The sequence below is a fragment of the Chitinophaga agri genome (assembly GCF_010093065.1).
Classification (GTDB): Bacteria; Bacteroidota; Bacteroidia; order Chitinophagales; family Chitinophagaceae; genus Chitinophaga; species Chitinophaga agri.
On record NZ_CP048113.1, the window covers coordinates 3,912,461 to 3,927,617 of the forward strand.

The 15,157-nt window shown below is 45.8% G+C and carries 12 protein-coding genes; 3 read left to right on the forward strand and 9 right to left on the reverse strand.

The genetic code is table 11. The features are described 5' to 3' along the window. Positions 1-19: 19 nt before the first annotated feature. The 9 genes from GWR21_RS15545 to dnaB all read right to left on the reverse strand — a co-directional run bounded on the left by GWR21_RS15545 (position 20) and on the right by dnaB (position 11,118). Complete coding sequence (locus tag GWR21_RS15545; protein ID WP_238430387.1) at positions 20-3,244, reverse strand: SusC/RagA family TonB-linked outer membrane protein; 3,225 nt, start codon at positions 3,242-3,244, stop codon at positions 20-22. 326 nt (positions 3,245-3,570) lie between these two features. Continuing rightward, positions 3,571-4,407 carry a FecR family protein gene (locus GWR21_RS15550; RefSeq protein ID WP_162332636.1) on the reverse strand — a complete coding sequence of 279 codons (837 nt, stop codon included), beginning with the start codon at positions 4,405-4,407 and terminating at the stop codon, positions 3,571-3,573. A gap of 363 nt (positions 4,408-4,770) precedes the next feature. After that, positions 4,771-5,361: an RNA polymerase sigma factor gene (locus tag GWR21_RS15555; RefSeq protein WP_162332637.1), complete on the reverse strand. Its 591-nt coding sequence runs from the start codon at positions 5,359-5,361 to the stop codon at positions 4,771-4,773. Positions 5,362-5,595: 234 nt separating this feature from the next. Next, complete coding sequence (locus tag GWR21_RS15560) at positions 5,596-6,135, reverse strand: hypothetical protein (RefSeq protein ID WP_162332638.1); 540 nt, start codon at positions 6,133-6,135, stop codon at positions 5,596-5,598. Between the two features lie 12 nt (positions 6,136-6,147). Further along, entirely contained in the window at positions 6,148-6,507 is a 360-nt protein-coding gene (locus tag GWR21_RS15565; RefSeq protein WP_162332639.1) for a hypothetical protein, read from the reverse strand. A gap of 85 nt (positions 6,508-6,592) precedes the next feature. Beyond that, positions 6,593-7,306: an RsmE family RNA methyltransferase gene (locus GWR21_RS15570; protein ID WP_162332640.1), complete on the reverse strand. Its 714-nt coding sequence runs from the start codon at positions 7,304-7,306 to the stop codon at positions 6,593-6,595. A 190-nt stretch (positions 7,307-7,496) separates the two neighbouring features. Continuing rightward, the gene (locus tag GWR21_RS15575; RefSeq protein WP_162332641.1) at positions 7,497-8,015 is read right to left on the reverse strand and encodes a hypothetical protein; all 519 of its coding nucleotides are present in this window, start codon (positions 8,013-8,015) and stop codon (positions 7,497-7,499) included. A gap of 98 nt (positions 8,016-8,113) precedes the next feature. Then, entirely contained in the window at positions 8,114-9,469 is a 1,356-nt protein-coding gene (locus tag GWR21_RS15580; protein WP_162332642.1) for an MATE family efflux transporter, read from the reverse strand. 74 nt (positions 9,470-9,543) lie between these two features. Continuing rightward, on the reverse strand, positions 9,544-11,118 hold the full coding sequence (gene dnaB, locus GWR21_RS15585; protein WP_162332643.1) for a replicative DNA helicase: 1,575 nt from the start codon (positions 11,116-11,118) through the stop codon (positions 9,544-9,546). Between the two features lie 776 nt (positions 11,119-11,894). Between dnaB and pheT the strand changes: the two genes are divergently transcribed. The 3 genes from pheT to GWR21_RS15600 all read left to right on the forward strand — a co-directional run bounded on the left by pheT (position 11,895) and on the right by GWR21_RS15600 (position 15,062). Continuing rightward, a complete protein-coding gene (gene pheT / locus GWR21_RS15590; RefSeq protein ID WP_162332644.1) occupies positions 11,895-14,327 on the forward strand; it encodes a phenylalanine--tRNA ligase subunit beta in 2,433 nt (810 codons plus the stop codon). Between the two features lie 123 nt (positions 14,328-14,450). Further along, positions 14,451-14,756, forward strand: a complete 306-nt coding sequence (locus GWR21_RS15595) for a hypothetical protein (RefSeq protein WP_162332645.1) — start codon at positions 14,451-14,453, stop codon at positions 14,754-14,756. Positions 14,757-14,771: 15 nt separating this feature from the next. Next, positions 14,772-15,062, forward strand: coding sequence for a cell division protein ZapA (locus tag GWR21_RS15600; RefSeq protein ID WP_162332646.1), 291 nt, complete (start codon positions 14,772-14,774; stop codon positions 15,060-15,062). Positions 15,063-15,157 lie beyond the last annotated feature (95 nt).

The window sequence follows — 15,157 nt, forward strand, 5'->3', positions numbered from 1 at the left end:
AACAGTAACATTAACAGGATCAGAAACTCATGTTTACACCTACAGTAAATGTTCTCACAGACGGATATTTATCACGCTCATCATTACCAGGCGCCAGTCCCAGTCTGTTCACTTCCGGGTCTATTCCTTTATAGCCTGTGATGACAAAAGTGTTCAGTGTTGATACGTACACTCTCGCAGCATGCAGGTATTTTGATTTCAGATGGCGGATGTTATAGCCCAACGTGATATTATCTACCTTCCAGAAATCACCGTTTTCCACATACTGGCTATTAAATTCAAGTGGCATATCCTTACTTAATACGGCTTTGCCATAGATCTTATCATAAGCTGATTTCAGGCGGTTATACTGTTGCAGACCGGTATTCTCGTAATACATGCGTTGGTAGTTCAGGATCTGATAATCGAATGCACCGCGCATGGTAATGTTCAGATCAAACTGTTTATAACGGAAGCTGTTGTTCCATCCACCATAATATTTCGGCAAGCCATTGCCCAATACACGCTTGTCTTCGAAAGCATGCTGAAAATCATCATAGTTGACCGGCTTACCATCACGTCCTTCATAGATCCATTTACCATCATCAGAGATATCCACTACCTTAAATCCGTAGAGGTCACCAATATTGTCTCCGATATTCACAATGTGTGTGAACGTCTGTATAGGTTCTCCGGTGCCACCAGTGGTAAAATAGTTGTTCGTAGCTTTATACAGGTTGTTGGAAAGGCTGACCAGTTTGTTTGTGTTTGTAGAGAAGTTCAGACTGCTGCTCCATTCAAAGTCTTTCGTTCTGACAGGAATAAAGTTGACCAGTACTTCCAGACCTTTATTTTCCATTTTACCAACATTTGCGCGGGTAGAAGGGTAGAGGTTCGGCGGACTGGGTACCTGATAGTCGTACAACAGGCCATTGATACGGCGGATATAATAATCCACACTACCATTTATTCTCCCTTTGAACATGGAAAAATCAATACCGGCATTGGTTTCATGTTTCTCTTCCCAGCGCAGGTCGGCATTCGGGTTTTGTGAAGGGCCGAGTGTCTGTATCCATACACCGTTAGAATATACATAGCCACCATAGTTCAGGATAGCCACACCCAGGAAGAGATTAGTAGGCTGAGTACCTGTAACGCCGTAACCAGCACGCAGTTTCAGGTCATCAAACAGTCCCTGTCCTTTCATGAATGATTCATTGCTGATACGCCATCCTGCGGATACGGCAGGGAATGTACCCCATGGCTTCCGTGTACCGTACAACTGGCTGGCAGCTTCATGTCTGAGGCTGGCGAGTAACAGATAACGATCATCGTAGCTATAGGTTGCTCTTCCAAAGAAGCCTATCAGGTTTGTTTCTCTCTTTTCACTATACTGCGGAGCCAGTCCTTCTTTTAATGCCTGTCCGATACCAATGTTGTTATAGGTAAAACGGTCAGTTGGGAAGTCCCAGTTCTGCATCCAGTTGGTGTTGTATTCATTCTCCTGGTAGCTGTAGCCGCCAAGTAAGGTAAATTTGTGTCTGTTGATATCTGCATTATACTGAGCAGTCAGTTCCATCAGGCGGTCAATAGATTGTGTACTACCTACAGATGCGTAGCCATTACGGCCATCTCTGAGCGTGGAAATGTGACGCTTGGTCTCAGCATATCCCCTGTCTTCATTATAACGCGTGTATGAGAACAATGCAGACAGCTTCAGTCCCTCGACAGGCAAGAGCGTCAGTGAGCCATTTAAACGGGAATTTTGAGACGTATTACGGCCATCACTCTCATATAACCTGGAAACAGGGTTCTCATAGTTGAAAAGGCCGGTCTGCTCATACCAGTTACCTGCAGCATCTTTCAGCGGGGAAGTAGGGTTACGGATGATCGCCTGTCTGTAAGTATATCCGTTAAAGCTGAAACCATCGCCGGTGGTAGTGTATTTGTTACTGGCGTTCAGCATACCGAGGTTGATACGCAATTTATCATCCAGCATACTGTGATTAATATCTATACGGCCGGTGAATGTCCGGTTATCTGACTTCTTCATAATACCTTCCAGTGAACGATAGTTCACATTCGCCAGGTAGTTTGTCTTGCTGTTGCCACCTCTGAATGTCAGGTTATGCACATGCGTCAGCGGCGTCTGTGATATTTCCTTTAACCAGTCGGTGTTAGCACCCTGATCCCAGGAAGCGTCTCTCACGCCATCAGCGATCTGCTGACGGTAATCAGCTGCAGTCAGCATTTCAGGTGCACGGGCGATGGTTTGTGTACTTACATATCCACTGTAATCGACCGAGTTACTGAACGTGCCACTGGCCCTGCGGGTAGTAATGATGATCACACCATTTGTACCACGGGTACCGTAAATCGCGGCAGCAGAACCATCTTTCAGTACATCTACAGATTCGATATCCTCAGGAGCAACTGTTTTAAGATCGCCGGGGATACCATCTATCAGTACCAGCGGATTGGCATTCGCACCAAGCAGTGTTGTATTACCACGTAACAGGATCTGTGAACCGCTGGTAGGATCGCCACTGGGTGTACCGATTGAAAGACCGGCTACTTTACCCTGTAACAGCTGACCAGCATCCAGTACATTTCCTTTTACAAAGCTTTCTGATTTTACAGTCGCAACAGCGCTGGTAAGGTCTCCTTTTCGCAGACTGCCATACCCGATCACTACTACATCAGCCAGGGAGTTCTCACTGAGTACGAGTTGTACATTCAGCTGGCTGCGCCCTTTCACAGCTACCTCCTGTGTACGGTAGCCAATATAGCTGATAAGGAGCGTATCAGACTCACTCCTGGCATCCAGTGAAAAGATCCCTTTCTCATTGGTCATTGTGCCGGCGCGCGATGATTTTACAACAATACTTACGCCAGGCAGCGGTTCTCCTTTTTCATCAGTTACAACACCTGTAATGATCTTGGCCATTCCGGCAGGAGTGGGCAAGCCGGCAACAGCGGCCTGCATAGCAGGGGAAACCGGTTTTTTCCTGATAATAATATAGTTACCATCCTGTACATATACGAGGTCATTGGGCAGCAGTAGCGCATCCAGTACTTCTTTCAGAGAACGTTTTTTACCTTCCAGCGCAGGCGCGGGAAGGCTGCTGGCCAGCGCGCCATCGACAATAAAAAAGAAAGGAGCCTGCGTTTCAATACGCTTCAGGACTTTGTCAAGCTTACTTTCCTTGGTGGTCAGCTGCAACATGACATTATTGAGGTCCTGCCCTTTAGTCGGACGGGCCATCAACAATAATGTTGTAGTACATAGCACCATCATTATCATAATCACGGTACGCATCAGCTTAAATAAGAGATCAGGTAAATAATTTATTGGCTGGGAAATGCACACAGGCATCCCTGACAAAATACCGGAGTATTTCATATCTTTAAATGCATTTTGTATGATGTAATAGAATACAAAGCCGTAGCGCGTGTTTGCATGTATGGTTTGCAGACTTCTATGCAGACAGCGCTATGTTATCCTTTCCTTTCTGGAAGGGATTTTTTATGTGGTGTTACCTGGAAAGATGTTTGTTTGTTTCATAACGGGATTACTTATTATTCGTGAAATTATTGACTGCACCCTTGTCCGCTGATATATATATCCTGCTGATCTTCGCTGATACGGAACGTGGAATTGTTGATCTTACTTAATAGTCCCAGTATTCTTTCTAAATTGGCATGTTCATCAAAACTGGCTATGAAAGTACATTTGCGCAGGTCTTCATTTTCAAAATGAAATGTGACGCCATATTTTCTGCTTAATGTATTGGCGACTGTTTCAAATGTTTCATTGTCTATTTCAAATCTGCCATGTACCCATGCCTGGGAAACCGTTGCGTCCACTGTTCGTTCTATGGTTGTTTTGTCCAGTGTGATCTGTTTATTGGCAGTCAGTACTGTAATATGTTGCTGTTCATCCTGTACCTGCACTTTTCCGGATGCCACAGTAATCGCTACTGCTTCATGTTGATACGCTCTTATGTTAAAAGACGTGCCAAGTACAGTCGTAACACTGTTGCCTGCCTTTACCACAAAAGGTTTGGTATTCTTCTGCACATCAAAGAAACCCTCTCCGGCAAGTATCACTTCTCTGACCAGGGTGTCTTCCCGGTATTGCAACTTACTGTCTGCATTCAGCCATACAACAGAGCTATCCGGCAGTAGTACTTTATGCTGTTGCTCTCTTGGTACGTAGATAGCCATCTTTCGTGCATCCGGAGTTTTCATGAGCCACCAGACACCGGCTATCAATAACAGAGAAGCGGCAATGCCTATCCACCAGACGGGTATGCGGCTGCGTGTTTCTTCCTGACCGTACCATTGCATCAGGGTTGCTGTCTCTTCTTCAGTTGCCGTACCGTCAAGCCACTTGCGGGCCAGGGAACGGATGTAATCGTCAGGCATCGGCATTCAGTGTTGTATATTATTATAGAGTGTGTAATTGACAATTTACCCTTGGCAGGAAGGAAGTTTTTTTAGAAAAAGTTTTTCTGTGGTCTTCCGACATGCTTATTGCATTATAATTCATAATTATATGCAGCCATGACTATGTTTCTAAGGAATTTATGGTTGTTCACAAAATCCAGCCAAACGTATAATCAGATTAAAATCAATCAATTGACCAACAAAAGCATCATTGGAAGTAAATGAGAGAAGGAATGCCTGATCGTGTATTACAAGAGGACAGGAATAGACAGTAGTTTTTAAATTAGCGTATGCTAATTTAAAAATGGGTATTCCCCGGAAAATAAGAACATCCCGGAGGACTCACATCAACATACTATACAACGTACTCAGTTTCATCCGCAGCGTTTTTAACGCTTTTGTCAGATGTCCTTCTGCTGTCTTCGGTGAGATATCAAACGCCTGTGCCGCCTGAAGAATGGAATAGTCGAGCAACTTATTATACTTAAAGACCTGCCGGCTTTTCTCCGGCAGCTCATTGGAAACAGCTGCTATTAACTGCAACAGTAACCTGTCATTTACCAGACTTTCAATATCTGCTCCTGCATGATCTCCTGATAATTGTGGCGTGAGTGTCAGGGCCTTCATCCTTGAAGCAATTGTCTGTTGCCGGCCCAGATAATGAAAGACGGCATACCGCGTAATCGCAAACAGGTAATGTTTAAGTGTTGTGATGTCTATCTGGTGCCTTTTTTCCCACAGGATAATGAAAGTATCCTGCACGATCTCCTCTGCTACTTCCTTTACTGACAATCTTTTCAGGGTCACCTGGTACAGGATATCCCAATAGCGGTTGTACACTTCGTTAAAAGCGTCTACGGAGTCAGCCCTGATCATATTCCACAGGTATTCGTCCGTGTAAGTGGAATCCGGATGGAAGTGCGTGTTTTTCACCGTGAAAAAGTATAAAGACGTTACATTGTTCTACATACCCTTATAATTGTGTAATCTACAATTATTCTACAAAATAACCAATAAGGAAGGGAGGTTATTAAAAATTAGACAACAGAAATCAGGATCGGGTAACAACCCATCCGGGAAGCCTGTTACTACGCAGGGCGTCTATTAAAATAATTGAAATGTGTGTTAATCTGACGCCCCGCTCACAAGAAGTGTAGTGACTATGCTTTATAAATCCAGTATTACCTGCCAGGGATTGTCTGCCGGATATTCCAACGGATACTCCTCGCCTTTCTTCACCACTTTCCCCCTGGGCAGTGGTAGTTTGCTATGTCGGATCTCACCATCCACTTCATAGGAAAAAGAAACGATGCCATCAGTCACCATTTCTATTGTAGCGATTGTTCTTATGATATCGGCCTCGTTGTTAACCGGCCTGGTGAAATCGATCCAGCTATCTTGCGGATGTTTACTATCATAAAGGATTTCGTATGCTGGCGCGTCATTGATGCTAAATTCAGTGGACGCCTGCTGACGTTTTACATACTTCACATTATCCACATAGTATTCTGCCAAAACCTGTCTGCCTTTGGAAGACGTTTGCAGACTTATTAAATAGGCGACAGTCCTGGTATTACTGGCGACAATCCTATCCATTTTCTTTTGCTCCAGCCATTTGGCGAATCTGAATGCACTGATGAAGGTGAGTGGTACCAGTACGATCACGCACACCATATAGAAAATATTCCTGTTGAAAGAGAGAGACATAGGTAGCTAAAATTAATTTACAGGTCTGTTGATATCCATCCAGCTATCAGAGGGATCAGAAGGGTCATAATATACCTCATACGCCTTTGAAAGATGATCTTCGTCTCCATTGAGATAAGGTATTTCAAGTTGTCCGATATGCCTGACGCCATCTATCTGGTACTCGTAGTCCAAATGCAATGTTGTGGAGTTATGAATGTACCAAAACCGGATATTCGCTTTTACCGTTTTATTGGCAGCCTTCAAAGTTTCGATCCTCTGCTTCTCATACCATTTAAAGATGGCGGGTACAACGACACATATCAATGCAATGAATAAAACGGGGACAAGGAAATAACGCTTAAATTTCTCACTACTGGTATAGGTACTCATACTGGGTTTGATGTTGGGATAAAGCGATATAAAGGTATTATATCTTCAACCGCGAAGATAAATTCATTCAGGACAAATAGTTCAGTTAATTGCCGGCAGCGGTCACATTTACCGCATTCATCATCGTACATCCCACGACACCGGCAGTTTCAGTACGCAGTCTGTTATCTCCCAGTGACACCGGCTGAAAGCCTTTTGCCAATGCCAGCGAGATCTCTTCCGGTGTAAAATCGCCCTCAGGACCAATCAGCAGCAAACTATCCTTACCCGGCTGCATACCCTGCCAGAGATGCCTTTTCTGCTCAGGTAAACAGTGTGCAATAAACAATTGTTGTGAAGGCGGTTGCTGTACCAGGGATTCAAAACTGGCGGGGGCTGTCAGTTCCGGCAAATAATATTGCTGGGATTGCAGCATGGCCGATACGAGGATACTCTCGAAACGATCGGCACGGAACTTCTCCTTTTCTGTACGCTGGCTGATCAATGGAATGATCATCTGCATACCAATTTCCGTTGCCTTCTCCAGGAACCATTCTATACGGGAGGTGTTCTTTGTAAACGAGATGGCAATGCGGACAGGGGCTTTCACAGGGGGCATCAGTTCATATTGCTTTACCTGTACGATGCATTTCTTCCGGTTATCGTCGGTGATGGTGGTAGTGTATCTGCCTCCACGCCCATCCGTCATCAGCACCTCGTCCCCCAGTTCATGCCTGAGTACCTGAATACAGTATTTGGAGGTAGGTTCATCCATTGTATAAGAGCCAGCTGCCGGAGTAAGGTCTTTCGCGTAAAACATGATTGCCAGTTTAATTTTTGCAAATATCGGGTACAGATACAATTTTCAGCTATCAGCCTGACCTATTTCCTTTTGTCTGGCGGAAATAATGCAAAAAGCCTCCACGCGTTGTGGAGGCTTTGCAATTTATGGGGGAGAAACATTCCGTGTCAAGAGGGTTATGCTATTTAACAAAACAGTAGTTACAGCATCAGGCGCATTCCCCGAAACCAGGTGTATTAAAACGCACCCAGTTTACTACCTTCTCAAGCTCAGATGCAGTGGCCAATGAACGCGAGTCTATTTGTACTAACTGAGCATTCTCCTTGTTAAACCGCTCATTCACTATCACACTGAAGGCCAACAAATTAGACTCAACACCATCCATTTTTCTCTCTATCCTGCCCATCCGACACTCTAAGCTATTCATTTTCGTCTCCATCGTATCCATTCTCAACTCAAGCATCTGCATTCTCGCGTCCAGTTTATCCATTCTCGACTCCAATTTATCCATTCTGGCCTCCAATTTACCCATCCTCAACTCGAATTTATTCATTCTGGACTCCAGTCTATCGATTCGTACTTCAAGTTTATCAAAGCGATCATTAACCTTATCGAAGCGCACATCGACTTTGTCGAAACGTTCATTGACTTCTGTCTTAAAAGATTGGAACCCGGTCGTCAGCGAGCCGACGGCCTCCATTAACATTGTGAATTGTTCGTTACCCATAATAAAAATTATTTTTATTAAAGTTACGCGTCAAACGAACCCAAAACAAAATTCATCAATGTAAATCAACAACTTATATCATTATGATTATACTCATATCACTTCAACACAGCACGCTGCAAAACGGCTTTCGTCCTATGTTGAAATCTGAAAAACAACAGGATCGAGGCGGTGAGTAATCCTATTAACAGCCCCCACCAGATACCCTGTACACCAAAATCAAGTAATATCCCCAATACATAACCAACAGGCAGGCCCAGTCCCCAGTAAGCCAGCAAGGTGATCACCGTAGGCACCCGCACATCACCCAGACCACGCAATATACCCAGGCCTACCACCTGTGTACCATCAAACAACTGGAAGAACGCTGCAATGATGAGCAGGTGTGCTGCAATAGCTATTACCTCAATATCGTTCGTATACATTAAAGGCAGCAACTGGCAACCCACCATAAAGAGCAGCGCGGTTATTCCCATCATCACGAGCACCATATGATAACTGGCAATCGCAGAAGCACGCAATTCCCGCCATTGCTGCGCACCGAAGTGATTACCACTTTTGATACCGGCGGCGGCAGAGATCCCGCTTGCCATCATGTAAGTGATTGACGCCAGGTTGATCGCTATCTGGTGTGCCGCCTGTTCACGCGCACCGATCCATCCTGCCATAACGATCGCACCACTAAAAGCACTTACTTCAAAGATATACTGTAGGGCAACGGGTGTACCGATACCCAGCAATTGTCTGATTGCAGCTGCGGACAAATATCTTTGCCTGAACTCAGCCAGATACCCCTTAAAGCGGGGAGAACTCAGCACGTACCAGGCCATTGCTACCGCCATCAGCACACGATCGGTCAGTGTGGCAATACCCACCCCCACTACACCCAGTTTAGGTGCTCCGAACAACCCATATACCAGTGTGATACCAATGAGGATATTCACCACATTTCCGATGATACTGATATTCATCGCCTGACGCGTGAATCCTAATCCCTCAGCAAACTGTTTAAAAGTCAGGAAGATCATCAACGGAAAAAATGAAAAGCCCAGTAACTGCAAAAACGGCTTTGCCAATGTACGCACGTCTTCCTCCTGCCCCAGTAAGTCAAGATGATTGCTACCGGCAATGATAGCAGTGGATAACAGGATACCCAGCACAATATTGATCAGCAGACTATGACGCAACAGAAAACCACAGCGCGCCAGGTTCTGCCGGCCGTTTTCCTGTGCTATGAGAGGCGTCAGTCCGTATGACATTCCGATGCCCATGACCATAAAAATAGAAAACAGGCTGCTGCCTAATGCAACAGCAGCGAGCGGCACTTTACCGGTATGACCGATAATGACTGTATCAGAAAAAGCGACCATGGTATGTCCCAGCTGGGAGATCACTACAGGATATGCCAGATTAAAGTTGTCTTTATAGTACTGGCGATATTTCATCCATAACATATCAATAGGGGGTATTAAAAAAGGCGCTCCGTGCAGAAGGAGCGCCTTTTCAGTATTATTACTAACCTGCCTGGTTAAAAAGGAGCATCTTCAAATCCTTCATCAAAGTTCATATCGTTCATGCGGGAACCCTTCTGGATATACAGCTTTGCTTCATCGTTTCCACCGCCACCCATGTCGTGGTTGCGCATACCGGCAAATGCATTGCTGCTGCCACCACCCGGATTCTCCAGACTACCATCATCTTCGAAACGCTGGAACTCCAGTACCGCACGTAATTTGATAGTATCGAGCTGACCGTTACGGTGTTTCGCAATACGTACGTGGGTTTCACCTTTGTTGGACTCACCCATTTCGTTTGTATTGATCTCATAATATTCAGGACGGTACAGGAACATTACCATGTCGGCATCCTGCTCGATCGCACCAGATTCACGGAGGTCACTCAGCTGCGGCATCTTATTACCGTCCTTACGCTTTTCCACATCACGGCTCAGCTGAGACAGGGCGAGGATCGGCACGTGCAGCTCTTTCGCCAGACCTTTCAGGTCACGGGAGATCTTACTGATCTCCTGCTCACGGTTCGTACCCTTACCATCTGCGCTACCACTCATCAGCTGAAGGTAGTCGATGATGATAACGCCTACGCCATGGTTATGTACCAGTCTTCTCGCCTTTGCACGCAGCTCGAAGATGTTAAGGGCCGGGGTATCGTCGATGAAGATCGGTGCTTTCGCCAGGCGTTCGATACCGTGGGTCATCAGCTTCTTCATCTCATACTCTTCCAGTTTACCCCTGGTGATCTTTTCGAGTTTTATTTCTGACTCCGCCGACAGGATACGCTGCACGATCTGACCGGAGGACATCTCAAGGGAGAACACCGCAGCACCCTTCGGAAACCGGGGGTGAAGTGCTGCATTTCTGGCCAGGTTCAGTGCGAAGGCGGTCTTACCTACAGCGGGACGTGCCGCGATGATGATAAGGTCGGTCGACTGCCAGCCATAGGTTACTTTGTCGAGAGACGGAAATCCGGAAGGCACCCCTGTAATATCATCGCCCCGGTTACGAAGGTCTTCGATGCGTTTCATGGTGTTCACCAGGACACGGTCTATACTATCGTAGTTCTTACGGAGGTGATTATTGGTAACTTCAAACAATTTACTTTCTGCCGAGTCCAGGAGATCAAACACGTCGGCCGTATCCTCGTAAGATTCACTCAGGATCTCACCGGAGATACGGATCAGTTCACGCTGGATGAACTTCTGCAGAATGATACGGGCATGCGCCTCGATATTGGCGGACGAAACCACCATGTTAGTCAACCGGGTAATATAATATGGGCCACCCACTATTTCCAGTTCGCCCATGGAACGTAGTTCCTCCACTACGGTGAGGATATCGACCGGCATAGATTTTCCTGCCAGGCGGGTCATCGCCGTAAATATTTTCTGATGTGCTTCTACATAAAAACATTCACCTTTCAATATCTCTACTACCGTGTCAAAAGCGCCTTTTTCTAACATAATGGCTCCCAATACAGCTTCCTCCATCTCCTTTGCCTGGGGAGGAATTTTGCCGTACATCATGGTAGATACGTCAACGGACGACTTGCGACGCACGTTGCGGTCCTTCTTAAGATTGAGATCCATTTATATATTTTGTGATTAGTCTGTTAATCAAAAAGTTATATGTCGTGGCTTCCTTAGTTATTGTTACAATTCTATTGTACCAGCTGAGCTATTCAGATTTTATGAAATTGTAAACTTTTTTGGGCCGTAAAAACTAAGGTAACCGCATTTTTTCATTTTCTAAAGTTTGGCCCGGGATATAGTTTATAAGGTGACATGCACATGTTATACACCCGCAAAATGGCAGTTATGCACTGACTAAACCGATGTTATCCACATATAAACATACAATCCCCATACAAAGATGGGGATATTAACAATACATGTTGAAAAAAGTTTCCCACTATCCATTTGCTGATCTGCGTAATTCTCCCGTCAGCCCGCCAGGGACGTACTCCTCAGATCGCTGCAGCATTTGGTCAGCATATGGCGTAAATGACCCCTTTGTGTTACTTCCGGCCATGGATTTTAACATTAGCAGAAGGCAGTGCACCAGCTTCTTTACGTACCGCTTGTTCGTCGCTTGGCCGTCGCTTGTTCGTCGCTTGTTATACCCTTCCGGCCCCGGCGTCATTTTGCCAGTATAACGTACTGCTGTTAGTGGCCGGAGGATAGATTCCGGTGTATCTATTATAAATATCCTGCCCAAGGCAGTACACCGGTGCCTGATAATTGCAGGAACCGTATATGCTGCGGTCTGTCAAAAAACATTCTCACCAGGCCCGGTAGTATTCCGTTTACCACCTATGGACTATCCATGAATTACACTAACTTTACGCACTTATATAATTTTACAAATGACTATTTCGTACAATTGGCTGTGTGACTATTTGCCGGTAAAACCTACGCCGGAGGAACTATCTGTTATTTTGACGCGTATTGGTCTTGAGGTGGAAAGCCTGGAGCAGTTCGAGTCCATAAAAGGCAGCCTCGAAGGACTGGTGATCGGAGAAGTACTGACCGTAGCTCCGCATCCCAATGCCGATAAGCTCAGACTGACAACTGTAAGTATCGGTCAGGGTGAACCGCTGAATATTGTATGTGGTGCCCCCAACGTTGCTGCCGGACAAAAAGTAGTGATCGCTCCGACAGGTGCGACTATTTATCCGGCCAGTGGTGAACCAATGACGATGAAGAAAGCCAAGATCCGTGGGGAAGAAAGTCATGGTATGATCTGCGCAGAAGATGAAATCGGACTGGGCAGCAGTCACGCTGGTATTATGGTACTGGATGCATCCCTGCAACCCGGCACGCCTGCCCGTGATGTATTCAAGCCTGTACAGGACTGGGTATATGAGATCGGTCTGACCCCTAACAGGATGGACGCTATGAGTCACCTGGGTGTGGCGAAAGATGTCTGCGCTTACCTGAACAATGCTGAGAATACATTGAAATACAAGGCATTAGCGCCTGAGCTGACGGCTTTGCCCAAAGCAGCCACCGCTTATCCTATCAGTGTAACGGTTGAGAACCTGGACGCCTGTCCTCGTTACAGTGGCATTTCCATCACTGGCGTAAAGATCGCCTCTTCACCTGACTGGCTGAAAAACAAACTGTTAGCTATTGGTGTAAGACCTATCAACAATATCGTCGATATCACCAACTTCATCCTGCATGAAACCGGTCAGCCGCTGCATGCTTTTGATGCGGATGCTATCACCGGTCAGAAGGTGATCGTTAAGAATCTGCCACAGGATACACTTTTCGTGACCCTGGATGAAAAAGAGCGTAAACTGGATGCTGCAGATCTGATGATCTGCAACGGCAACAGTGAGCCGATGTGTATTGCCGGTGTTTTCGGTGGTTTACATTCCGGCGTAACCGAAACAACACAGCACATATTCCTGGAAAGTGCCTGGTTCAGTCCGGCCAGTATCCGCCCTACCTCCTTCCGTCACGGTCTCCGCACTGACGCTGCTGCCCGTTTCGAAAAAGGTGTGGATATCTCCGGTACCGTATATGTATTACAGCGTGCAGCTGCACTGATCTGCGAACTGGCAGGTGGTCAGGTAGCATCTGAAGTAATTGATGTATATCCTACTCCAAAACAGCAGACGGAGGTGACCAGCACCTGGTCTTATATCCGTAAACTAAGTGGAAAGGCCTATCCGGATGAAAAGATCGTAACGATCCTCACCAGCCTGGGGTTTGGTTTGCTGGAACGCGATGCGGATAAATTCCGGGTAAGCGTACCTTTCAGCAAACCGGATATCAGCATTCCGGCTGACCTGGTAGAGGAAGTAATGCGTATTGACGGACTGGACAACATTGAAATACCATCCCAGGTATTGATCACACCAGCAGCTAATCCTAAACCGGACCGGGAGAAAGTACGTGAGAAAGCAGCTAACTATCTGGCAGCCAACGGATTCAACGAGATCTTCACCAACTCCATCACGAACGGTAAATATTTCACACCGGAAGTACTGGAACGTACAGTGAGGATGATCAACAGCCTGAGCGCTGACCTGGATGTGATGCGTCCGTCCATGTTAGAGACCGGTCTTGAAAGTGTGGCCCATAATTTGAATCGTCGTAACGACAATCTGCTGTTCTTCGAATTTGGTAATACATATGCCGTTCAGGAACAGGGGAAATACGAAGAAACAGCGCACCTGAGCCTTTATCTGACAGGTCAGAAAAGGACGGAGAACTGGATGCAGAAGGCAGAACCGGTAGATTTTTACTTCCTGAAAGGATATGTACAGAACCTGTTCCGTCAACTGGGCATCAGTGGCCTTACATGGGCAGAAGCTGAGATCGACGGAATACAACAGGGATGGCAGATCAGCGTTAAAAATAAGCCAGTAGTGAATCTGGGCGCGGTAAGTGCACAGAAGCTGAAACAGTTTGATATCAAGCAGCAGGTATGGTTTGCGGATATTAACTGGAAGATTGTATTGGGATTACTGCAAAAAAGCGATAACTTTTACAAGGAAATACCGAAGTTCCCTGCAGTTCGCCGTGACCTGGCATTAGTACTGGACAAACAGGTGAAATTTGCGGCAGTAGAAGCTGCTGCGAAAACAGTGAAGTCATCACTGTTGCAGGAACTGAACCTGTTTGATGTATTCGAAAGTGAAAAACTGGGTGCGAATAAGAAATCTTACGCCGTTAGTTTCACCTTCCAGGATGCCCAGAAGACCCTTACTGATAAAGAAATTGACGCAGTGATGGATAAACTGGTGAAAGCATTCGAAGGACAGCTGCAGGCTGAGATCAGAAAATAGTCGCCCGGGTTGCGAATGACGAATTACGAATGAAGGTCTTCATTCGTAATTCGCCACCCGTTTCTAAACAAAAAGCTGTTTCATTCGTAATTTGTAATTCGTAATCAGTAATTCGCAACAGACTTGGCTTTAGAGCAATACATACAAAGGATCGACGAAAAACTCCACCTGTTGTTAAAAAAGCTCCAACAGGTGCAGGCTGAAAATGTATTGCTGAAAGAGCAGCTGCTGGAGCAGGAGTCCACACTGTCAATACAGCAGGAAATGATTGCTTCGCTGGAAAACAAACTCCACCTGGCTAAAATGGCCGGGGCGCAGGGTTCGCCAGCCGGCAGAGAGGATGATGAAGAATTCAGAAAAGAAATGCGCAACAAGATCAATGACTATATTAAAGAGATTGATCGTTGTATCGCACTGTTAAACAGCTAGTTAAAAACAAGCCCCATGGAGCCGCTGATTCCCATTAATATTGTGGTAGCCGACAGGTCATACCGTATTAAGATAAAACCTGAAGAGGAAGAGGAAGTACGACGCACCATGAAGGAGGTGAACGAAAAGATCATTGAATTTAAAACGGCGTATGCGGGTAAAGACCTTCAGGATTATATCGCGATGGTCCTTATTATGTACGCTACCCACCCGGTAACGAGTGGAGGGAAAGTCCAGTTGGGCCTTGCGCCTTTCCTGGAAGAGAAATTACAGCATCTGGAAGAATTGCTGGACGGCTCACTGTGATAATTAAACGGAATGAAGCACGAAGAATTAGGAATTGATACAACTGTTTAGACCTGAATCTGAAAGATAATTCGAACTAACCCGGATCTGTGTTG

What these genes read in the sequence shown, in the direction of transcription:
- GWR21_RS15545 (WP_238430387.1), bottom strand. Translation starts at nt 3,244, where the DNA reads ATGGCCCGTCCGACTAAAGGGCAGGACCTCAATAATGTCATGTTGCAG.
- GWR21_RS15560 (WP_162332638.1), bottom strand. Translation starts at nt 6,135, where the DNA reads ATGTCTCTCTCTTTCAACAGGAATATTTTCTATATGGTGTGCGTGATC.
- dnaB (WP_162332643.1), bottom strand. Translation starts at nt 11,118, where the DNA reads ATGGATCTCAATCTTAAGAAGGACCGCAACGTGCGTCGCAAGTCGTCC.
- GWR21_RS15600 (WP_162332646.1), top strand. Translation starts at nt 14,772, where the DNA reads ATGGAGCCGCTGATTCCCATTAATATTGTGGTAGCCGACAGGTCATAC.
- GWR21_RS15565 (WP_162332639.1), bottom strand. Translation starts at nt 6,507, where the DNA reads ATGAGTACCTATACCAGTAGTGAGAAATTTAAGCGTTATTTCCTTGTC.
- GWR21_RS15575 (WP_162332641.1), bottom strand. Translation starts at nt 8,015, where the DNA reads ATGGGTAACGAACAATTCACAATGTTAATGGAGGCCGTCGGCTCGCTG.
- pheT (WP_162332644.1), top strand. Translation starts at nt 11,895, where the DNA reads ATGACTATTTCGTACAATTGGCTGTGTGACTATTTGCCGGTAAAACCT.
- GWR21_RS15580 (WP_162332642.1), bottom strand. Translation starts at nt 9,469, where the DNA reads ATGTTATGGATGAAATATCGCCAGTACTATAAAGACAACTTTAATCTG.
- GWR21_RS15570 (WP_162332640.1), bottom strand. Translation starts at nt 7,306, where the DNA reads ATGTTTTACGCGAAAGACCTTACTCCGGCAGCTGGCTCTTATACAATG.
- GWR21_RS15550 (WP_162332636.1), bottom strand. Translation starts at nt 4,407, where the DNA reads ATGCCTGACGATTACATCCGTTCCCTGGCCCGCAAGTGGCTTGACGGT.